At 75.2% G+C, this 20,467-nt stretch carries 16 protein-coding genes, 1 other RNA gene and 1 pseudogene; 10 read left to right on the top strand and 8 right to left on the bottom strand.

From position 1 onward, the window contains the following. Positions 1-196: 196 nt before the first annotated feature. The 3 genes from LZF96_RS14580 to LZF96_RS14570 all read right to left on the bottom strand — a co-directional run bounded on the left by LZF96_RS14580 (position 197) and on the right by LZF96_RS14570 (position 3,669). Complete coding sequence (locus tag LZF96_RS14580; RefSeq protein ID WP_233871591.1) at positions 197-1,000, bottom strand: DUF5336 domain-containing protein; 804 nt, start codon at positions 998-1,000, stop codon at positions 197-199. A gap of 237 nt (positions 1,001-1,237) precedes the next feature. After that, complete coding sequence (locus LZF96_RS14575; protein WP_233871446.1) at positions 1,238-1,969, bottom strand: class I SAM-dependent methyltransferase; 732 nt, start codon at positions 1,967-1,969, stop codon at positions 1,238-1,240. A 134-nt stretch (positions 1,970-2,103) separates the two neighbouring features. After that, complete coding sequence (locus LZF96_RS14570; protein ID WP_233871444.1) at positions 2,104-3,669, bottom strand: hypothetical protein; 1,566 nt, start codon at positions 3,667-3,669, stop codon at positions 2,104-2,106. A 189-nt stretch (positions 3,670-3,858) separates the two neighbouring features. On the opposite strand from LZF96_RS14570, the gene LZF96_RS14565 reads away from it, so the two are divergent. The 3 genes and pseudogenes from LZF96_RS14565 to LZF96_RS14555 all read left to right on the top strand — a co-directional run. Then, complete coding sequence (locus LZF96_RS14565; protein ID WP_233871441.1) at positions 3,859-4,713, top strand: Nif3-like dinuclear metal center hexameric protein; 855 nt, start codon at positions 3,859-3,861, stop codon at positions 4,711-4,713. Positions 4,714-4,838: 125 nt separating this feature from the next. Further along, complete coding sequence (locus LZF96_RS14560; protein ID WP_233871588.1) at positions 4,839-5,582, top strand: zinc ribbon domain-containing protein; 744 nt, start codon at positions 4,839-4,841, stop codon at positions 5,580-5,582. A 233-nt stretch (positions 5,583-5,815) separates the two neighbouring features. Then, positions 5,816-6,478, top strand: a pseudogene (locus LZF96_RS14555) (histidine phosphatase family protein); the annotation flags it as partial. 69 nt (positions 6,479-6,547) lie between these two features. Here the strand turns inward: LZF96_RS14555 and yaaA are convergent. Continuing rightward, entirely contained in the window at positions 6,548-7,330 is a 783-nt protein-coding gene (gene yaaA, locus LZF96_RS14550; protein ID WP_233871438.1) for a peroxide stress protein YaaA, read from the bottom strand. 160 nt (positions 7,331-7,490) lie between these two features. On the opposite strand from yaaA, the gene rnpB reads away from it, so the two are divergent. Further along, positions 7,491-7,899, top strand: an RNA gene (rnpB, locus tag LZF96_RS14545) — RNase P RNA component class A. 363 nt (positions 7,900-8,262) lie between these two features. Next, positions 8,263-9,579, top strand: coding sequence for a PP2C family protein-serine/threonine phosphatase (locus LZF96_RS14540; RefSeq protein WP_233871435.1), 1,317 nt, complete (start codon positions 8,263-8,265; stop codon positions 9,577-9,579). 224 nt (positions 9,580-9,803) lie between these two features. Here the strand turns inward: LZF96_RS14540 and dacB are convergent, their stop codons facing one another. Both dacB and LZF96_RS14530 read right to left on the bottom strand, forming a co-directional pair. Further along, the gene (dacB, locus tag LZF96_RS14535; RefSeq protein WP_233871432.1) at positions 9,804-11,489 is read right to left on the bottom strand and encodes a D-alanyl-D-alanine carboxypeptidase/D-alanyl-D-alanine-endopeptidase; all 1,686 of its coding nucleotides are present in this window, start codon (positions 11,487-11,489) and stop codon (positions 9,804-9,806) included. A 170-nt stretch (positions 11,490-11,659) separates the two neighbouring features. Continuing rightward, positions 11,660-12,691, bottom strand: coding sequence for a PhzF family phenazine biosynthesis protein (locus LZF96_RS14530; protein WP_233871429.1), 1,032 nt, complete (start codon positions 12,689-12,691; stop codon positions 11,660-11,662). 242 nt (positions 12,692-12,933) lie between these two features. Between LZF96_RS14530 and LZF96_RS14525 the strand changes: the two genes are divergently transcribed. The 4 genes from LZF96_RS14525 to LZF96_RS14510 all read left to right on the top strand — a co-directional run bounded on the left by LZF96_RS14525 (position 12,934) and on the right by LZF96_RS14510 (position 17,558). Further along, complete coding sequence (locus tag LZF96_RS14525; protein ID WP_233871426.1) at positions 12,934-14,409, top strand: multidrug effflux MFS transporter; 1,476 nt, start codon at positions 12,934-12,936, stop codon at positions 14,407-14,409. Next, entirely contained in the window at positions 14,367-15,530 is a 1,164-nt protein-coding gene (locus LZF96_RS14520; protein WP_233871423.1) for a serine hydrolase, read from the top strand. The genes LZF96_RS14525 and LZF96_RS14520 overlap by 43 nt, the downstream gene beginning before the upstream one ends. Beyond that, positions 15,527-16,579: a small ribosomal subunit Rsm22 family protein gene (locus LZF96_RS14515; RefSeq protein ID WP_233871420.1), complete on the top strand. Its 1,053-nt coding sequence runs from the start codon at positions 15,527-15,529 to the stop codon at positions 16,577-16,579. Before LZF96_RS14520 ends, LZF96_RS14515 begins: the two co-directional genes overlap by 4 nt. A gap of 238 nt (positions 16,580-16,817) precedes the next feature. Continuing rightward, positions 16,818-17,558 carry a bifunctional DNA primase/polymerase gene (locus tag LZF96_RS14510; protein WP_374203234.1) on the top strand — a complete coding sequence of 247 codons (741 nt, stop codon included), beginning with the start codon at positions 16,818-16,820 and terminating at the stop codon, positions 17,556-17,558. Between the two features lie 28 nt (positions 17,559-17,586). Here the strand turns inward: LZF96_RS14510 and LZF96_RS14505 are convergent, their stop codons facing one another. Next, positions 17,587-18,546, bottom strand: coding sequence for a hypothetical protein (locus LZF96_RS14505; RefSeq protein ID WP_233871417.1), 960 nt, complete (start codon positions 18,544-18,546; stop codon positions 17,587-17,589). 544 nt (positions 18,547-19,090) lie between these two features. On the opposite strand from LZF96_RS14505, the gene LZF96_RS14500 reads away from it, so the two are divergent. Beyond that, entirely contained in the window at positions 19,091-19,822 is a 732-nt protein-coding gene (locus LZF96_RS14500) for a CDP-alcohol phosphatidyltransferase family protein (protein WP_374203237.1), read from the top strand. Here LZF96_RS14500 and LZF96_RS14495 read toward each other — a convergent pair. Next, positions 19,803-20,276 carry an adenylyltransferase/cytidyltransferase family protein gene (locus LZF96_RS14495; protein WP_233871414.1) on the bottom strand — a complete coding sequence of 158 codons (474 nt, stop codon included), beginning with the start codon at positions 20,274-20,276 and terminating at the stop codon, positions 19,803-19,805. The two genes, LZF96_RS14500 and LZF96_RS14495, sit on opposite strands and share 20 nt — an antisense overlap. Positions 20,277-20,467: the final 191 nt, after the last annotated feature.

Raw genomic sequence — 20,467 nt, 5'->3', positions numbered from 1 at the left:
ATGTCCGGGACGGGTCCCGCGAGCGTGACAGCCGATACGGGCGGCGCCGGCGGGGGCGGGAAGGACAGCGGCCGGGACGGTCCTCCCGAGGATCTCGGGAGGACCGTCCCGGCCGGCGCCGGATGACGTCCCGGCCGCCGCGCGGTGATCGCGCGGCGACCCCGTCGGGGTGACGGCTGTCCGTCGCCCCGACGGGTCAGCTGCGGTGGATGTCGGAGGTGTCGTGCAGCACGCCGCGTCGACCGTCCTGGGTCTGCGCGACCAGGGCCGGACCGCGCTGCTCCACCGCCAGGTACCAGGTGCCCGGGGTGAGTTCGGCGATCGGGCCGGAGGAACCGTCCTCGGCGAACAGCGGACGCTGCGCCGGCACCGCGAACCAGAACGGCTGGAAGGAGTGGTCCACCCCGCCGGCCGGGGTTCCCGGCTGCGGCTGACCGCCCGGCGCGCCGACCGGCTGCTGCGCGGCCCCGGTCGGCTGCTGCTGCGGGTAGCCGTACCCGGCCTGCGGGTTCGGGCCGGGGTGCCCCGGCTGACCGAACTGCGGCTGACCGGCGGGCGGGGCGGCCGGCTTCGGCCCCCCGGTCAGCGGCGCCTGCAGCGCCGGCACCATCGGCGTGGCCGCGGCGGCGCCCGCCAGCAGCAGCGCGGCGAGGAAGGCGAGGATCTTGCCGGGACCGAAGCTGTTGCTCGGTCCGCCGATCAGGCTCCAGAAAGCCGCCCACAGCGAGGTCACCGCCAGGGCGATGCCCCACTGCTCCAGGCGCAGCCCCAGGAACAGACGCTCCCGCAGGGGCTGAGCCATGAAGCGCGAACCGACGATCAGGCCGGCGGCGATGAAGCCCGCCAGGAAGATGGAGGGCAGGACGGGGAAGATGTCGGCGTGCCACCCGCTGATGCCGTACCCGCGGTGACTGTAGTAGTTCAGGAAGGAGGCGATGAACAGCAGGACCGCTGCTGCCAGCACCACTGCGTCGCCTCGTGTGAGCGAGCGGTTGTTCACGTCTGGTCCCTCGTCGAAGTCGGTTGTCATCGGTCCGTCGGCCTGCCCGCGCTCCGACCGGACACGGGTTGGTCATGACCTGATCAGGGCGGTGGCGGGCCCCATGCTACGGATTCGCGTGCCCCACGGTCCGGGCGGTGGGCCGACTGTTGCCCGGGCGACACGCTTGTGATGCCTCCGTGACGTTGCCCGGTCCTGCCCGGGAAAACGGCCCGCGAAGCCTTTCCGGCCGGGGTTTCACCCCTGACGTGCGGCCCCGTCCGTCGGCCCGTCCGTCGGCCCGTGACGCCGCAGCACCCGTAGCGAACCCGTCGCGGAGACGGGGGAGAAGTCGCCCGACTCCACCGCGCGCCGCCAGATCCGGTACGGGGCCTGCCCGCCGTCGGCCGGGTCGGGGAACACATCGTGGATCACCAGCAGTCCGCCCGGGGCCAGTTGGGGGACCCAACCCTCCCAGTCGGCGCGGGCGTGCTCGTCGGTGTGACCGCCGTCGACGAAGACCAGGCCGAACCGGGGACCCGGCCCCAGCACCCGGGCCACCACCGGTGAGCGGCCCACGACCGCCACCACGTGCTCCTCCAGGCCGAGTTCGCGGTCGGCCAGGGTGCGGCGCAGGAAGGGGAGGGTGTCGGTCCGGCGCCGCTCGGGCGGCAGATCCGCGTCGGCGGGGTCCCACAGCTCGGGGTCGTGCCACTCCCAGCCGTACTGCTGTTCCTCGCTGCCCCGGTGGTGATCGACCGTCACCACCACGGTGCCCGCGCGGCGGGCGGCCTCCGCGAGCAGGAGGGTGGAGCGCCCGCGGTAGCTGCCGATCTCCAGCAGCGGCAGACCGAGGCGCACGGCGACCTCCACGGCCGCGGCGTGCAGGGCCAACCCCTCGTCCTCGGGCATGAATCCCCGGGCGGCCCGGAAGGCGGCCAACACCTCCGGCGCCAGGGGGCGCGCCCCCGTGTTCCCCGTGACATCCATGGTCGACGACCCCCGTTCGGCCCGCTCCGCCCGTGTCCACCGGCCGCCCGGCGGGTCGAGCGGCCGGCCCCACTCTGCCGCATACCGACGCCGGGCCGCCGGCCGGGGTCCGCCCGGCCCGGCGGCGGGAGGCCTCAGCGCCGGGCCGGTGGGGCCAGGTGCAGGGGCACCGGGCGGGTGGGTCCCGAACCCGCGCCCACGCCCGCCGGAATCCGCCCCGGCGCGCCGGGGGGCGGGGTCCCGATCGGACCGGGCGTCGCGGGGGCCCCGGCGGTGCGGTCGGCGGTGCGGCCCCGACCCACGGATGCCGCGCCGGCCGGTGCCGGGTCCACCGATACCGCGCCGGTCGGGGTCGGGGTCCCGGGGGCCGCGGGGTACCCCACGAAGGGGAACGGAAAGGCCGCGGGCCGGGACGGCGCCGCCGCCTCCGGCTCCCCGACCGGCACCGCGCGGCGGGCCACCCCCGGCGGGACACCGGGCGTGTCGTACGGCAGCAACAGCTCTCCGCCGGCCGTCCACCACCCGGCGCCGATCAACCAGCCGGCGGGTACCCCGGGTTCCCGTACACCGCGCAGGCCGGGACACCACACCCCCACCCGGTCACCCCCGGGCCCCGACAGGTGCAGGGCCACCGCACAGGTCTCCGGTGTCAGCGCCTGACCGGGCTGGATCGCCAGCGGCCGGGGAGCCGGGCCGTCCGGGTGCAGGGCGTCGGGGAAACGCGCGGGGCTCCGGCTGCCCAGCACCCCCCACCCGACGCGGTCGGTGCCGGGAGCGTCCGACCGCACCAACAGCAGGCCACTGTCCGGATCGGCGAGCAGCAACCGGTCGTTGCTGTGCCCGCCGATCTCCAACAGGGGAGTCGCGCCGGCGCCGGTCGCCACGTCCACCGTGACGGCCCGGGTGAGACCGGTCGTCCCGTCGAAGCGGTCGACCGCCAACAGTCGGCCCTCCCGGTCCAGCCACGCGCCGCCCGAGCACCGGCCGGGGACGCGCGCCACCCGGACGGGGGCCCGCACCCCGCCCCCGCGGATCAACCAGACGCCGGTGGCGTCCGCCTCCGGCAGCAGCGCGTACGCCCGTCTGCCGCCCGGCACCGGGGGCAGCAGCCGCATCCCCGGGCCGGACAATCCGCCCAACGGCACCTCGGCGGTGCCCGGCCCCGAGGGGTAGAGCAGCACGAACCGGTGCCCGTCGTCCTCCGGCCGGGCGAGCAGCACCAGCCCGTCGGAGAGCGCGAGGACCTGCGCGTGCGCGGCCTCGACCCGCCCGGCCGGCAGCGGCACCACGTAGGGCTCCGGGCCGGTCAGGGTCCACCGCTCCGCGTGCCGGGCGCGGGGCCCGCCGTCGTCGTCCGGGCCGGCGGGCCCCCGGTCCGCGCCGGGGCCCGCCGGCGGGTGGACCAGACGGGCCGCGTAGGACAGGTCGGTGGTGGCCACCGGCGGTGCCGGCGGGGCGGGGGCGGCCCCGTCGGCGGAGTCGGGTGCCGCCGCGGTCGCCGGCGCCCCGATCGCCGCCGCACCCGGCGGGGGTTCCGACGGGAACGGCGGTATCACCGGCCCGGTGTCCGCCGCCGCCGGGCCGCGCCCGCCGCCGATCCGACGGGGCGCCGGGAGCCCCGGTGGGGCGCCCCGCTGCCCGGTCTGCCGGGCGGGTTCGATCTGCGCGACGCCCGGCCGCGCGGTGACACCGACGGTCATGATCCGACCACCTCCGGTGAGGACGTTAGGTTTCGTCCCACCGGCCGAACAACGTGTGACGGGAGGCTTCACGCGTACGGGTGACACCCCGGGGGGTTTCCGCCCGGTCCGCGGCGCCCTCGACCATCGTGTCGGAAGCGCCGGCCCCGGGCGCCCCGGGCCCCTCTCCGGGGCGGGTAGCCTGGGCGCGTGCCCGTACTCACCGATGTGATCAGCTCCCTCGACGCCCTCTGGCCTCCCGACACCGCCGAGGACTGGGACGCCGTCGGCACGGTCTGCGGCGAGCCGGACGCCCCGGTGCGGCGGGTGCTGTTCGCCGTCGACCCGGTGCCCGTCGTCGTCGAGGAGGCGATCGCCGCCGACGTGGACCTGCTGGTCACCCATCACCCGCTCTACCTGCGGGGCACCACCACGGTGGCGACCGACACCTTCAAGGGTCGGGTCGTGCACTCCCTCATCCGCCACGGCATCGCCCTGCACGTCGCGCACACCAACGCCGACCGCGCCGACCCCGGTGTCTCGGACGCCCTCGCCGGTCGGCTGGGACTGGGCGCCGATTCCCCCCTCGTCCCCCTCGTGCCCGACCCCGCCGACCCCACCGGCCGCCGCGGGCTGGGCCGCTTCGGGCGACTGCCCGCGCCGATGACGCTCGCGGCCCTGGCCGAACACGCCGCCGCCCGCCTGCCCGCCACCGCGCAGGGCATCCGGGCGGCGGGTGACCCGGACCGGACCGTGCGCACCCTCGCGGTCTGCGGCGGATCCGGCGACAGCCTGCTGGAACGCGTGCGCGCGCTGGGCGCCGACGCCTACCTGACCGCCGACCTGCGGCATCATCCGGCCTCGGAGGCGGCCGAGACGACCGCGCACACCGGTTCCGGCCCCGCTCTGCTGGACGCCGCCCACTGGGCCACCGAACATCCGTGGTGCGAGCAGGCGGCCGGCCAACTCACCGCGATCGCCGCGGAGTCGGGCTGGAACCTGGATGTCCGCGTCTCCGGCCGGGTCACCGACCCGTGGAGCACCCATGCGGTCATGCTGCGCTGAACGACGACAGCCCCCCACCGCCCCACCGGGGCCCACCCGCCGGCCCGGGCCCGTCGCGGCCCGGTGCCCCACCGACCGCGACGCGTCCGCCGTCCCCTCCGATTCGTGACCCCGGGAGCCCCCAACTGAACGCAGAACCCGCCGACCAGCTCCGCCTCCTCGACCTGCAGGCCTTGGACATCCGGCTCACCCAGCTCGACCACCGGCTCGCCAACCTCCCCGAGCACGCCGAACTCCGCGAGTTGGAGGCCGAGGTGACCCAGCAGCGGGATCTGCTGGTGGCCGCCCGCGCCGAGGAGAGCGATACCGCCCGCGAGCAGACCAAGGCGGAGCAGGATGTCGATCAGGTCCGCCGCCGCGCCGAGCGCAACCAGCAGCGGTTGGACTCCGGCGCCGTCGCCAACCCCAAGGACCTGGAGAGCCTGCAGAGCGAACTCGTCTCACTGGCCCGTCGTCAGGACGACCTGGAGAACGTCGTCCTGGAGATCATGGAGCGCCACGAGGCCGCCGCCGAGCACGCCCGGGAGGCCGACGGCATCGTCGGTGGCCTGGAGGCCCGGGCCGCCGTCGTCCGCGAGCGCCGGGACACCGCCGTCGGCGGGATCGAGGAGGAGGCCGCGACCGTGCGCCGGGAGCGCGAGGCGGTGGCCCGGACCCTGCCGGAGGCCCTGCTCAAGCTGTACGACCGGCTGCGCGGGCAGTACGGCGGGATCGGCGCGGCGCGCCTGTACCGCAAGCAGTGCGAGGGCTGCCGACTGGAACTCGACATCACCGAGCTCAACGACATCCGTCGGGCCCCCGCCGACACCGTGGTGCGCTGCGAGAACTGTGGCCGGGTGCTGGTGCGGACCGCCGACTCGGGGCTGTGATCCGGAGCGTGTCCGACACCACTGACGGCCGCGTGCCGGCCGCGGAGGCCCATGGCGGGTCCGGGGGCGGCCCGGAACCCGCCGGACACGGCGGCGGAACGGACGGGGGGGCCGGCACCGGTTCCGGCGACGCCGGCGGCACGGCCGCGTCGTCCCCCGCCGCCGGACATTCCGCCGGGAGTCCCACCGGGAGCCCGAACCCCGGTGACCCCGCCGCCGGGACCCCCGCCGGCACGGCGCCCGGCTGGGGCCCGGACCTCGGTCCGCCGACCACCCTGGTGCTGCTACGGCACGGGGAGACCCCGCTCACCCCGCAGAAGCGCTTCTCCGGCAGCGGCGGCGGGGACCCCGACCTCTCCCCGACGGGACTGCGCCAGGCCGGGGCGGTCGCCGACGCCCTCGCCGACCGGGGCACCGTGGGGGCGATCGTCACCTCCCCGTTGCTGCGCTGCCGGCGGACCGCCGGGGTGGTCGCCAACCGGCTCGGCCTGCCGGTGCGAGTGGAGGAGGGGATGCGCGAGACCGACTTCGGCGCCTGGGAGGGGCTGACCTTCGCCGAGGTGCGCGAACGTCACCCCGCCGATCTGGACGCCTGGTTGGCCTCGTCCCGGGTGCGCCCCACCGGGGGAGGGGAGAGCTTCGAGACCGTCGCCCGCCGGGTCGCGGCGGCCCGGGACGCGGTGATCGCCCGGTATCCCCGTCGGACGGTGCTGGTGGTCACCCACGTGACCCCGATCAAGTCACTGGTGCGGCTCGCCCTCGGGGCCCCGCCCGAGTCGCTGTTCCGCATGGAGCTGTCCGCCGCCTCGTTGTCCGAGGTCGCCCACCACGCCGACGGCAACGCCACCCTGCGGCTGCTCAACGACACCGCCCACCTGCGCCGGGCCGACGGCTGAACCGATCCCCGCCGGTCCCCGGCCGCCCGACCGGGGACCGGGGCCGGGGGAGTCCCGGGTGCCCGGGACTCACACCTCGGTGACGACGACGTCCAACCGCCCGGCGCCGGGTTCTTCCACCCGGTGCCCGAGTTCCCGCAACGCGTCGACGAGGGCCGCCGGATCGGCGGGCCGCAGCCCCGACTCCAGCAGGTCCCGCAACAGGCGGCCCTTGGTCGCCTTGTTGAAGTGGCTGACCACGCTCCGCTTCTCCTCGCCGTCCACCGTCCGGGAGTGCAGTACCCGGACGGTGATCGTGCGACGGGCCCACTCGCCGGTCGGCTTCCACATGGTGGCGTAGGCGGCCGAGCGCAGGTCGAGGATCGGCCGTTTCCCGGCCTCGGCGGGCATCGTCTCCGCCATCGGGCCCCGCCAGAACGGCCCCAGTCCGCCCAGCGCCGGCAATCGCACCCCCACCGAACAGCGGTGGGCGGGCACCCGGTCGTCCACCCGCAGCGCGCCCAGCGGTCCGGAGAGGATCAGCACCGACTCCGCGGCCCGTCGCCGGGCCTCCGGGCCCAGGGAGGGCAGGTCCAGGGCGTCGTACAGCACCCCGGTGTACAGCTCGCCCGCCGGGAGGGTGGGTGCCGACCACAGTGCGGCGTTGAGACCGATCTCCCCGGCCCGGCGGGGGCCGAGCCCCAGCACCTCGCGGGCCTTGTCGGGATCGCCGGAGCACAGCTCCACCAACTCGGTCAGCACGGTCCTCCGGGCGTCGTTCAGCCCGGGCAGGGCGAGGGAGCCGAGATCCAGCGGCGGACCGTCCCCCTCCCGCTCGGCCTTTCCCTCGGACGGTGGCAACAGCACCAGCACGGCGTTCCCTCTCCTCGCCTCGACCTCCCCGCCGGCCTCTCCGGTCGGCCACCGGTCAGCGTACGGGGCGCCCGTGCCGGGGCGTTCCGGGCGGGTGCGCGGGGCTCCCGGGCCGGTCGGGAGCGGGAACGCCAGCCGGGTAGGATGTGATCACGGCAGACGAGTCGCGCGGGCGGTCGCGTCGGCGCCCCCGGGGGCGCCGACGAGGAACGTCCGGGCTCCGCAGGGCAGGGTGGTGGCTAATGGCCACCCGGGGTGACCCGCGAGACAGTGCCACAGAAAACAGACCGCCGGGGCCGCTTCGGCGGCACCCGGTAAGGGTGAAACGGTGGTGTAAGAGACCACCAGCGCCCGGGGTGACCCGGGCGGCTCGGTAAACCTCACCCGGAGCAAGGCCGAGAGGGACCGCCGCGAGGCGGTCCTGCGCGGACGTTCGAGGGCTGCCCGCCCGAGTCCGCGGGTAGGCCGCTGGAGGCTGTCGGCAACGGCAGTCCTAGATGGATGACCGCCTCCCCCGGGGCCGCGAGGCCCCCGGGAGACAGAACCCGGCGTACAGCGCGACTCGTCTGCCGCTGTGCCGTCGTCGGTGGTTCGAACCCCGGTGAAGCCGGCCTCCCCGGTCCCCGGGACCGGCCCCCGCCCACCGTCACGGGTCGCCACCCGGGGACACCCCCCGGCCTCCCCCCGGGACCGGTTCCCCTCGGTCCTCCCTCCGGTGGTCGTCCCCGAAGCGGCCCCGTGCGATCGGGCACCGTCGTGTCGCGGGGTACCGCCGTCCCGCCGCCCCCGGAAACCTTTCCGAAAGGGTGTATAACAGGCGGGGGGGCGGGATTCACGGTTCGCCGAGGGGGCGGTTCCCGCCGGATGGGGGCAGGGTGGGGGTCCCGGCTCCGCGTCGGGACGGGACGGGAACGGCATCCGGGAGGAGGTACGTGGACGCTTACGACCTGGACGACGTGCTGCAGCGCGCGCTGAGCCGGCTCGCCCTCATCGCCGAGGTCACCACGGCCCTGGGCAGCACCCTGGACGCGGCCAAGGGCTTGCGGCGGGTGTGTCGCATCCTGGTGCCGCAGCTCGCCGACTGGTGTGCCGTGGACCTGATCGAGGACGTGGAACGTGACGACGGGGGCCACCACCTGCATCGCGTGGTCGTCGTGCACCACGACCCGCCCACCCTGCCGCCCGATCTGCCCACCGGACGGCTGCCCCGGCATCCCCGGGGTGCCGGCGGTCCGGCGGTCCGGGTGCTGCGCGGTGCCGGGCCCCTGCTGATCACCGATCCGCCGGAGCCCACCGACCCCCCCGCGGCGGACTCCCCCGAACTGCTGGGTCGGGTGCCCGCGACCTCCGCCGTGGTGGCCCCGCTGCGGGCCCGTCGTCGTGTCCTGGGCGTCCTCACCCTCGCCCGGACGGCCGAACGCGAGCAGCCTTTCGACACCGACCATCTCGAACTGGTGGACGACCTGTGCCACCGGATCGCGCTGGCGGTCGACAACGCCCGCCTGCACCGGGAGGTCCGGCACACCGCCGAACAGTTCCAGCGGGCCCTGCTGCCCGACCTCTCACGGGTGGGGCACCTGGAACTCGCCGCCCGGTACGTCCCCGCGCGGACCGAGGCCGCCGAGGTCGGCGGTGACTGGTACGACGGCTTCCTGCTGCCCACCGGCGACACCGCGCTGATCATCGGCGACGTGACCGGCCACGACATGCGCGCCGCCGTGGAGATGAGCCAGCTGCGGAACATGCTGCGCGGTATCGCCTGCGACCGGCAGGAGCCGCCGGGGAAGATCATCGGGCGCCTCGACCTGGCCCACCACACGGTCTCCCGGACCACCGCCACCTGCCTGTACGCGGTCCTGCGACACCCCGAGGACGGGGTGTGGGAGCTGAACCACTCCTCGGCCGGTCACCTGCCCATGCTGCTGGTCGGCCCGGAGGGCGACACCCACTACCTGGAGGGCGGGCGGGGCATGATGCTCGGGGTCTCCCCCGGGGTGAATCGGCCCAGCGCCGTCGATCGGCTCCCGGCCCGTTCGACCCTGGTGTTGTACACCGACGGGCTGATCGAGCGACGCGGGGAGAGCATCGACCTGGGCCTGACCCGGTTGCGGCAGCACGCCGCCGCCCTGGCCCGCGAGCCGCTCCCGGTGTTCTGCGACGAACTGCTCGCCGGCCTGCTGGCCGACCACCATCCGGACGACGTGGCCCTGCTGGCCCTGCGGCTGCCGGCGGTCCGCGACGTCCGGTGAGCGGCCCGGTCGTCCCGGGGCCCCGGGCGGGGGACCCCGACGGGAGGACCCGCTCCTCCCGCTCGCCGGGGCGGGATTTCCGACCTCTCCCCACCGCCCCGGCCGGGTCCGCCCCGGCCGGGTGATCCGGGCAGCTCGACGCGGAGGAACCCGCCGACCGGCCGGGTACGGAACCACCGGTGGGCCGGGGCGCCCGCGTCACGCGGACGCCCCGGGAAACCGGGTCAGCGCGTCCCGCGCCGGACGGGACGGTCGGCGGTGACCCGGACGGTCGGGGTGGAGGCGACGGCCTCGGTGTCACGCGGTCCACCGGGCACTCCGGGCTTGCCCGGCCCGCCCGGTTTCCCGGGCTTTCCCGGCCCCGGCTTCGGAGGGGCCGCCCCGCCCCCGGCCAGGGTGGTGACGACGGCGTCCACCACCTCCCGCGCGGCGGCCGGCTCCCGCACGTGGTTCAGCAGTACGGCGAAGGCCAGTTCGCGCCCATCGGTGTCGGTGGTGTACCCCACCAGTCCGTCGATTCCCGGCAGTTCACCGGGAACGGCCCGGGTGACGCCGGCCGCCGGGCCGTCGCAGAACCGCTCCGCGAGGGCCCCGGACCCGTCGGCCGCGCAGGCCTTCGGCAACGCGTCGTACCACGCCGGGTACCAGAAGCGGTCCCGGGTGCCGAGCAACACCTCGGTGAGCCCGTGCGCGTCGACCAGGTTGTCCCGCGACAGTCCCGAGCCGTCCACCTGGCGGGGGATCGACTCCGTGAGGCCGAGGTCGGCCAGGGCCCCGGCCACCATCAGCAGGCCCTGCTCCACGGTTCCCACCCCGGTGTTCTCCCACCCGAGGGTGCGCAGCCAGGCCTCGGCGTGCGGGACGTTCGGGTGTTCGAGCAGGTGCCGTGCCATGTCGGTGATCGGGGCGGAGAGGTGCTCGGCCACCGGCTCGAGGTACCCGGTCATGTCGAGGTCGACGCGCAGATCACCCGCCACCTCCACCCCGGCGTCGGCGAGCGCGGCGGCGAACACCTCTCCCGCGTGGCGGTGCGGATCGGGGACCGGCAGGTGGACCACCGGGGGCTCGGCGCCGGGGGCGATCCATCCGACGACGACGAGCGTGCCGTCGCCCGGGTTCCGGTACGCGAGGAGGCGGGTCTCGGAGGAGGTGGTCACCCGCGGGTCCACCGGTACGGCGGAGGACTCCGGATGGACCGTCACCGTCGGCGGCGACCAACCGTCCGCGCCCGGTTCGACGGTGAGTCGCACGGTGTTGGTGAGGTATCGCCCGTCCCCACCTCCCGCTCCGGGGTCCGGGTCGGGGGAGAGGGTCAGCTGCGAGACCGGGGCGCCGGAGGGTGTGCCGAGGTCGTCCACGGTCCAGCCGGTTCCGTACCGGTCCGGGGAGAAGAGGCCGCCGAAGACGCCGGAGGCGATCACGAGGTCCCCGGTGACGGTGGTGATCCCGGCGTCCGCGACCTGCTCGGCGAGGTCCCGGTAATCGGAGACGGTCGTGGTGGGGTCGCCGTACCCGCGCAGCACGAGGTCGGTGGTGCCCGGCGAGGAGCCCGCGATCTCCACGACCTCGGTGTGCCAGCGGTACGGTGCCTGCGCCTCGTGGTGGGGCCCGAGCCGTTCCAGGACGGCGGCGGAGGTCGCGACCATCAGGGTCTGCGCGGGGGTCAGGTGGTCGTGACCCCCGCGGTCGTACAGCACCGCCCCGGTGTCGGTGTCGCGAACGACGACGGCGGCCCGGGCGCCGGCCAGACGGGGGTCCTGCAGCAGGGCGTCCAGGGCGGCCGTCGGGAACCCCGTGCCGGGCGGCGCGGCGGGGGCGGCGCCGGCGGCGCCGGGCGGCAGCATCAGGAGGCAGGTGGTGGCGACGCCGAGGAGGCGGAGTGCGGTCCGTCCGTACGGGTGTCTTCTCATGACACCGATTCACGGGCACGCCGCCGGGGACGGGAAGGTGAACGGGAAGGGGTTCCGTCGTGAATACGTCCCCTCCCGCCCCGGGCTCCGGGCCAACGGTACGAGGGGCACACACCCCCGGGGCACGGGTGACGGCCGCGTGACCCGGGGGCGGTGGGGGTGTCGGGGTGTCAGGACACCGGGACGCGCGCGGCGGTACCCGAGACCCGGACCCGGGGGTCGCCGGCCCGGAGTTCGACCGAGAGCACCGAGGGGCGTCCCATCTCCACCCCCTGATGGATGGTCAGCCGGGCGTCCGCCGCGACCACACCGACCGAGCGCAGGTAGCCGCCCAGCGCCGCCGCGGCCGCGCCGGTCGCCGGGTCCTCGACCACACCGCCCACGGGGAAGGGGTTGCGCACCAGCAGGGTGGTGGCGTCCAGTCGCCACATCAGGGTCACGGTGGTCAGGTCGTGGGCGAGCATCAGGCGGGTGAGGCGGTCGGTGTCGTAACCGATGTCCGCCAACCGGTCGCGCCCGGCGGCGGCCAGCACCAGGTGCCGGGCCCCGGCGAAGGCGATCCGGGGCGGGATCGAGGGGTCCAACTCCCCCTCCGACCAACCCAGGGCGGCCAGGGCGCCGGCCACCAGGCCGGCGGGCGCCGGGAAGTCCTCGGCGGGGACGCTGGTCAGGGTGGCGAGCGGGCCCTCCGGGCTCCTGGTGACCGACACCGGCACCACTCCGGCCGGTGTGGCGAAGACCAGCCGGATCGCTTCGGCCGGACCACCCCGAACCCCCGAACCGCCCGCCCCATCCACCCGGTCGGCCATCGCCACGGCCGTGGCGATGGTGGCGTGGCCGCAGAACGGCACCTCGGCGAGCGGACTGAAGAACCGCAGGGAGAAGCCGTGTCCCGGCGGCGCGTCGAGGTCGGGCGGCGGAGGGGCGAGGAAGGCGGTCTCGGAGTAGCCGAGGCGGGTGGCGAGGGCCTGCCGTTCGGAGTCGGTCATATCGCCCGAATCGGGTACCACTCCCGCGGGGTTGCCGCCCCGGGGGTCGGCGGAGAAGGCGGTCAGGTGCAGCACCTCGCGTCCTCCGGTCACCGTATGGCCGGGTGGGTGTCCCGTCGGATCACCGGTGTGGCCGGGATCACCGGCGTCGCCGGAGGGCGGGGATTCCGGGGAGCGGACGGGGGAGGGGACGGGGTCGCTGCCAAGACTCATACCCGGGGCAACGATCGTGCGGGTGGGGGTATTCCGGGAGGTGGCGGGGCCGTGTCCGACGCCGCCGGTCGGGGCGGGAGGGGGGAACGGAACGTCGGCCGGCTCCACCGCCGGTCGGTGCCGGGCGCGCCGCCCGGGCGCGCCGGACGGACTTCGGCTCCGCGCTTCCCCGAAAATCGCCATGGGTGGCCACAAAGGCATGGAATGATTATGTGGTTCCTGCAAACATCCGGAGAAGGCGTATGTCCCAGCCCGGTCCCCGCCGCGCGACCGATCCCGACCCCGAACCGTTCACCTCCGGCACCGTCGCCGGGGCGACCGGGGACATATCCCGGCGGCCCACCCGATACGGCCCGGCCACCGACGAGACGGCCCCTACCACCGACGCGTGTGTCACCACGGTCGCACACGACCCCGTCCCCGACATCGTCGTCGGAGCCCTCCCGGCCGGTGGGGAGAAGGCGACCTCGCCCATCTCCCCGCCCCTCTCCCGGCGTCGCCGCGCCGGTCTCCTCATCACCCTGATCCTCGGCGGCCTGACGGCCCTGCCGCCGCTGTCGATGGACCTCTACCTGCCCGCGCTCCCCGAGATCGGCGAGGTGATGGGCACCGGCGCGGCCAACGTCCAGCTCACCCTCACCGCCTGCCTCCTGGGCCTGGGACTGGGCCAGCTGATCACCGGTCCGATGAGCGATCAACTCGGCCGTCGCCGGCCGCTGATCGCCGGCATGATCTGCTACATCGTGGCCTCGGCGGCCTGCGCCTTCGCCACGTCGATCGAGATGCTCATCGTCTTCCGCACCATCCAGGGGTTGGCGGGCGCGGCGGGCATCGTCATCGCCCGCGCGATCGTCAGGGACATGTTCGACGGCCTGGCCATGGCTCGTTTCTTCTCCACCCTGATGCTGATCTCCGGGGTGGCACCGATCCTGGCGCCGGTGGTCGGTGGTCAGTTGTTGCTGGTCACCTCCTGGCGCGGCCTGTTCGTGTTGCTCGCCGTCGGTGGTGTGCTGCTGGTCCTGGTCGTCGTCCGGTTGCTGCCGGAGACGTTGCCGCCGGAGCGGCGCACCGCCGGCGGCGTCGGGCCCGCGCTGCGCGACATGCGGGGACTGTGCCGCGACCGGGTGTTCGTCGGCTATCTGCTCACCTGCAGCTTCGCCTTCGCCGCGCTGTTCGCCTACGTCGCCGCCTCGCCCTTCGTTGTCCAGGAGATCTACGGTGCCTCGCCGCAGACCTTCAGCCTGCTGTTCATGGTCAATTCCATCGGCCTGATCGCCTTCAGTCAGGTCAACGGCCGGATCCTGGTCGGTCGGGTGTCGCTGAACGCGGTGATCGTGGTCGGCCTGGTGATCATCGGGGTGTCCTCGGTGGCCCTGCTGCTCATGACCGCCGGGATGTTCGGCGAGATCGGTCTCCTCCCGCTGGCCGTGGCGCTCTTCGTCCTCATGTCGGCGATGGCCCTGGTCCTGCCCAACGCCAACTCGGAGGCGCTGCTGCGCACCCCGCACGCGGCGGGTTCGGCCTCCGCGCTGCTGGGCGCCGCGCAGTTCTTCATCGGGGCGGTCGCCTCCCCGCTGGTCGGCGTGGCGGGGGAGGACACCGCCGTGCCCATGGCGGTCGTCCAGTTGGTCACCACGGTCATCGCCGGGGTCTCCTTCCTCGTACTGTGCCGTCCATGGCAGCGCACCGCCCCGCCGAAGACGGCCGACCTCTCCTGACCTCGACCGGGGCCGGGGAGCGAGCCGGCGACCCGGCCGCCGAGACCGACGCCCTGCGCCGGGAGGTGGACGACCTCCCGCGCGGGGAACACCCCTGGTGCGGCGGCGCGGTGGTGCTCGCCGGGCACGGTCCGGCGGACCTCCTGCACCACGCCGCCGGGTGGGCGCTCCGGTGGGCCGCCCGGGACCGCGAACTCCCGCCGGAGCGCTGGGAACCGGTCCGCCTCGACACCCCCTTCGACCTGGCCTCCCTCACCAAGGTGTTCACGGCCGTCCTCGCCGTCCGCCTGATGGAGGAGGGCGAACTCGCCCCCGACACCCGGGTGGCCGACCGGCTCCCGGGGTTCGGGGCGGCGGGCAAGGCCCCGATCACCGTCCGGCACCTGCTCACCCACACCTCCGGCCTGCGCCCGGAACTCCCGCTGTACGACGCCCCGCCCGGTCGTCGGCTGGAGCCGCTGTGGGGGGAGGCCCCGCTGCACCCGCCGGGCGCCGTCCGGATCTACTCCGACCTCAACCTCATCGCGTTGGGCGTGCTGCTGGAACGCGTCACCGGCCGCCGTCCCGACGTCCTGCTCCGCGAGTGGATCACCGAACCCCTCGGCATGACCCGCACCGGCTTCGGCCCGGTGCCCGGCGCGGCGGCCACCGAGGACCAGCGGCGTCCCGTCGCCAAGCTGGACCGGGGCATGGTGCGCGGCGAGGTCCACGACGAGAACGCCTTCGCCCTGGGCGGAATCGCCGGGCACGCCGGTCTCTTCTCCACCGCCGCCGATCTCGGCAGGCTGTGCCGGGCCCTGCTCGCGGGGGGCGGCCCGATCCTCACCCCCTGCTCGGTCCGTCTGCTGCTGGACCCGCCGGGCCTCGGTCTCGAGGTCGACCAGCCGTGGTTCATGGGGGGACTCGCCGGACGCGGCGCCGCCGGCCACACCGGTTTCACCGGCACCTCCCTGGTCCTGGACCGCGCCACGGACGCCTTCCTGGTGCTGCTGGCCACCACCGTCCACCCGGTCCGGCCCGCCCGCCCCGACAGCCGGCCCCGGGCGGCTGCGGCCGACCGACTGGCCCGGGCGATCGCCGTCGGGGCCGGCCATCGCGCCGACCGTAGAATCGGCGGGTGAACGGCACCACCGCACCCGCCCCCGCCGACCGCCTGCGCGCCGCCCTGGACGTGCTGCTCGACGGTTTGCCCGAACGTGGCACCGCCGCGGCGGTGGAGCGGCTGATCCACCACTACCGTGGACGCACCCCCACCGACGCCCCGATCCTGCGGGACCGGGCGGACGCCGCCGCCTACGCCGCCTACCGGATGCCCGCCACCTTCGGAGCGGTCTCCGCCGCGCTCGACGCGCTCGCCGCGCGTCTGCCGGGATGGGAGCCGGCCTCGCACCTGGACGTGGGGGGCGGCACCGGCGCGGCGATCTGGGCCGCCGACGCGGTCTGGCCGGGCGGCGGGCGCCCGGTCACCGTCCTGGACTGGGCCGGACCCGCACTGGACCTGGGACGGGAGCTGGCGCGGGGTGCCGGGGCACCCTCCGCGCTGCGCGCCTCCGAGTGGCGCCGGGCCCGCCTGGCGCCCGGACTCGACCTCCCGGCGGCCGAGTTGGTGACCGTCTCCTACGTGTTGGGCGAGCTGACCGGGGAGACCCGCGACGCCCTGGTGGACGCCGTCGCGCGGACCGCCGGCCGGGTCGCGGTGTTCGTCGAGCCGGGCACCCCCGAGGGCTTCGCCCGCGTCCGGCGGGTCCGGGAGCGGTTGGTGGGGGCGGGGATGCGGCTGCTCGCCCCCTGCCCGCACGACGGGGAGTGCCCGATCGTGCCCGGCGCCGACTGGTGCCACTTCGCCGCCCGGATCGGGCGGTCCGCGCTGCACCGCCGGGTCAAGGGCGGGGAACTCGGTCACGAGGACGAGAAGTACTCCTGGGTGGCGGTGGTGCGGCCCCCGCTGCCCGAGGGGGCGTCCCCGGCCGCCGCCCGGATCGTGCGCCGTCCCCGTGTCCGCAAGGGGCTGGTCCTGCTGAACCTGTGCACCCGGGACGAGGGGCTGCGGGAGGAGACCGTGACCCGCCGGGACCGGGAGGCGTACCGGGCGGCCCGCCGCGCGACCTGGGGCGACGCCTCCGACCCGACCCCGACCACCGGGGACACCGATCCCGATGCCGGTGGGTGAGCGGCGGACACCGGAGCCCACCCGCCGGGCACCGGGCGAACACGCGTCGCCCGGGGGTCGGCCCCCGGGTGTTCACCGGGGATCCGGATCATGCCGGTGGCATGACACCGGTGTGACGAACGTGTCACCGTTTTCGACCTTTCGGTGTCCCCCGGATTACCCATTCGCGTCGAGCACAGGGCAGGATGGTCGGACAACGGCCACGCGGACCTCGGAGAAGTGAGGCGGTAGTCAGCCCATGAGAAGCGAGCGCGGATTGCTCCGCTGGATGCGGCCCGGTGCGGCCCGACGCGCCGCCGGGGCGGACGCCGCCGCGCGGGCCCGGGAGGATCTGTTGCTCGCCGCCGCCGCGGCCGGACTGCCGCTGGCGCCGGCCGCCCACCCCGACGGGTACGGCTGCTCCTGCGAGCGCATCGGCTGCCCCACCCCGGCCCGGCACCCCATCTCCCAGGCCTGGCGGACCCAGGCCGGCACCGACTCCGGCCGAGTGCTGCACTGGCTGCGGGCCGACCCGGAGGCGAACTTCATCACCGCCACCGGCCGCGTGCACGACGTGCTGGACGTACCCGCCGGTGCCGGTCGTCCGGCACTGGAACGGCTCAACGCGGCGGGCGTGGAGGTCGGCCCGGTCGCGCTGGTCGAGCCGGACGAGCGGATGCTCTTCTTCACCGCCACCCGGGGCACCCCCGAGGACGAGGAGGAGTGGTGGCCCTGCGAGCTGGACTGCCACCCCGAGACCATGGTCGAGCACCCGGGTCTGCGCTGGCACTGCCGGGGCAGCTACGTGCTGGTGCCCCCGGCCCGGCTGCCGGGACCGATCGGCGCCGGCTCGACCGCGCCCGCCGTCACCTGGCTGCGCGGCCCCGAGCACCCGCTCCCCGACCCGCTGTCGCTGCTGGGCGCCCTCACCGACGCCTGCGCCACCCATGCCGAACAGCACCTGGACGACCACCCGGCCGGGGCCTGGCCGGCCCGCTGACCGTCGGGGCCCCGGCCGGCGGTTCCCCTCATTCGCCCCTGGCGGTGACCGTCATCGCGATCCGGGCGAGCACCCGGACCGGACCGCCCCCGTCGGGGACCGCGGCGGCCTGGATCGACAGCCGTTCGGAGGTCACCGAACGATCGGGTGTGCCCTCCATCAGCGCCTCCACGTACTCGTCCACCACGGGCGTCTCACCCTCGGCCCAGGTCTTCTTCTCGTGGTGGTGGGAGGCGAAGAAGACCAGCGCGCCGCCGTCGGTGGTGCGCAGCCCCACCGGGGCGTGCGCGGCGGCCTCGGCGGCCAGGTCCCCGTACTGGACCACGAATTCGGGGCGGGTGCCCTCCTGCTCCCGGCGCTCCACCTCGCCGCTGGTGTGCCGCCCCTCGGCGAAGACGATGTTCCCGGCCTCCCCGGCGTTCCCGGTGGAGGCCCCGGCGAGGAAGTCCGCGTAGGCGCCGCTCAGCCGGCCGGCCTCCCCGGTGACCGGCACCGCCTCCGCCCACCCGTCCCCGTCCAGCAGCGGTTCGGGCGTGTCCCCCGGGGGCACCACGGCCAGGTACGAGGCGCGCCACTCCTCCTCGATCGAGTTCCGGGTGAAGACCAGCAGCCAACGGTTGTCGTCCCCCGCGCGCCCGCTCTCCGCGTCGGCGAGGAAGAACTTCGGCCATCCGGCCTGCCGGGGGATGGCGAAGCGGACGTCGGTGAAGTCCAGCGGCCGGTAGTTCGGGTTCCCCTCCGGGTGCACGGCGTGCCGGGCCCGGTGACCGGCCTGGTTGATCTCACCGAGGGGACCGGTGTCGATCTCCCGGTTCAGTTCGGCGTCGTACACGGGGTTGGCCTCGTTGCCGATATCGGCGTAGCGGGCCAGGACCTCCGCCGCCTCCTCCGGGGTGAGCGCCGGCACCACGGCGTTCTCCCCGTGCACCCGCACGCAGCCGCTCATCAGTAGTGCCGTGACCGCCAGGAGTACGACCAGGCGCGCCATCGGCACAGCGTTCGTCCGGGCCGTCGTTCGCACCGCCCCCATGGGGACCTCCCCGCCGCCGGCACGCCGTTCCCCGGCGCGCCCCGTTGATCGTTGACCGATTTCCTCGGTGTCCTTGGTGACCGCTCGCCGCCCGCCGATCGTCGGCCGGTGTCGCCGGCCGGATCCACACGGTTCCCGTACGACTTCCCGCCCCCCGGTGACCGTCGCGTGAGCCCATGCATCGTATCCGTGTTCGTGTCGGCGTTCGGCATGGGATGATCCCCCGATCCCCCGCCCGCGCGGGGGAGGCGGAGACGACGGCCGGCGCCGTCCGGCCCGGCCCGGGCCGGACGGGACATCGTGATCGGAGGGGGACGGGGTGGGGGACACAGCACGCGACACGTCGCGCGGCACCGCGCACGAGGGGACACGGAAGACCGCGAACGGGGGTGCGGAGGACACGGTGGTCGGCGGCGCGCGCGAACCGGGACCGGAGGTCGGCGCCGCGCCGGCCCGACCGGCCGCACCCCGCCCCGCTCCGCCCACCGGCTTCACCGCCGCCCTGCGCGAACTGCGCGGCGTCCGGAAGTCCGCCCGGGGCGTCTCGCTGTACTCCCGGTGGGTCAACCGCCCGCTGGGCCGACCGGCCGCCGCCGCGGCGCTGGTCATGGGGCTGAGACCCAACCACGTGACGCTGATCAGCGCGGCCCTCACCTACACCGGGATCGCGGTGATCGCCCTGGTCCCGCCGTCGCCGGGCACCGGGATCGCGGTGGCGGCCCTGCTGGTCCTCGGCTTCGCCCTGGACTCGGCGGACGGCCAACTCGCCCGCCTGCGCCGGGAGGCGAGCCCGGCGGGGGAGTGGCTGGACCACATGGTGGACTGCGCCAAGGTCGTCGCCCTGCACGCCGCGGTGCTGGTCTCGTTGTACCGCTTCCACGACCTGCCCGCCGAGAGCTGGCTGCTGGTCCCGCTCGTCTTCCAGACGGCGGCGGTGGTGATCTTCTGCGGCGGCCTGCTGACCGACAAACTGCTCTCGGCCGCACGGGCCGCCGCACCATCGACGGGAGCCGACGGCGCGGCGGACCGGGAGACACCGCCCCCGTGGTGGCGGGCCCTGGCCCTCCTGCCGGCCGACTACGGCGTGCTGTGCTGGTCGTTCCTGCTGCTCGCGCAGGCCCCGTGGTTCCGCGTCGGCTACGCCCTGCTGGCCGCCGCGAACCTGCTCTTCGCGGCGGCCTTCCTCGCGCTGTGGTACCGGCGGGTGGTCGCCGTCACCGCCCCGCGCCGCTGAGCGGCTCGCCCGGGCCGGCCGACGGCGCGGCCGGCCGGGCCAGGGCGTCCAGGGCGAGCCGCAGGTGGGTGCTGGAGGTGTGCACGGTGTACGGGAAGTACACGACCTCCACGCCCACCTCCGCCATCTCCGCCTCCAGACGGTCCCCCTTGGGCGTCCCGCGCCAGTCGTCGCCCTTGAACAGCACGTCGAAGCGCACCTGTTGCCAGGCGATCCGCTTGTCCGACGAGGTGTCCACGAAGGCGGCGTCCACATGGCGCACGCTGCGCACGATCTCCAGTCGCTCGACCAGGGGGACGACCGGTGGCCGCCCCTTCATTCCCCCGGCCGCCTCGTCCGTCACCACACCCGCGACCAGGTGGTCGCACCGGCTCTTGGCATGCCGAAGGATGTTCAGGTGACCGATGTGGAAGAGATCGAAAACGCCCGAGGCGTAACCCACGATCTGACGCATGGTGGAAATCCACCCCCCAAGTCGGTGGTCCGCGCGGTCTTCCGCGCGGTGCCGTGCCGGGATGCCCCGTCTCCCGCCCCGGGCCCTCCCCGGCCCGGCGCGGAACGAGGCACCTCCGCCCGACCATAGCGTCAACTCCCCTGTGAATGCGGGCGAACGCCGGCACACGCATGTGCGATAAGGCTACGCTG

Source organism: Streptomyces sp. ST2-7A, from assembly GCF_021390475.1.
Classification (GTDB): domain Bacteria; phylum Actinomycetota; class Actinomycetes; order Streptomycetales; family Streptomycetaceae; genus Streptomyces.
This window is presented reverse-complemented; position numbering and strand designations above follow the sequence as displayed.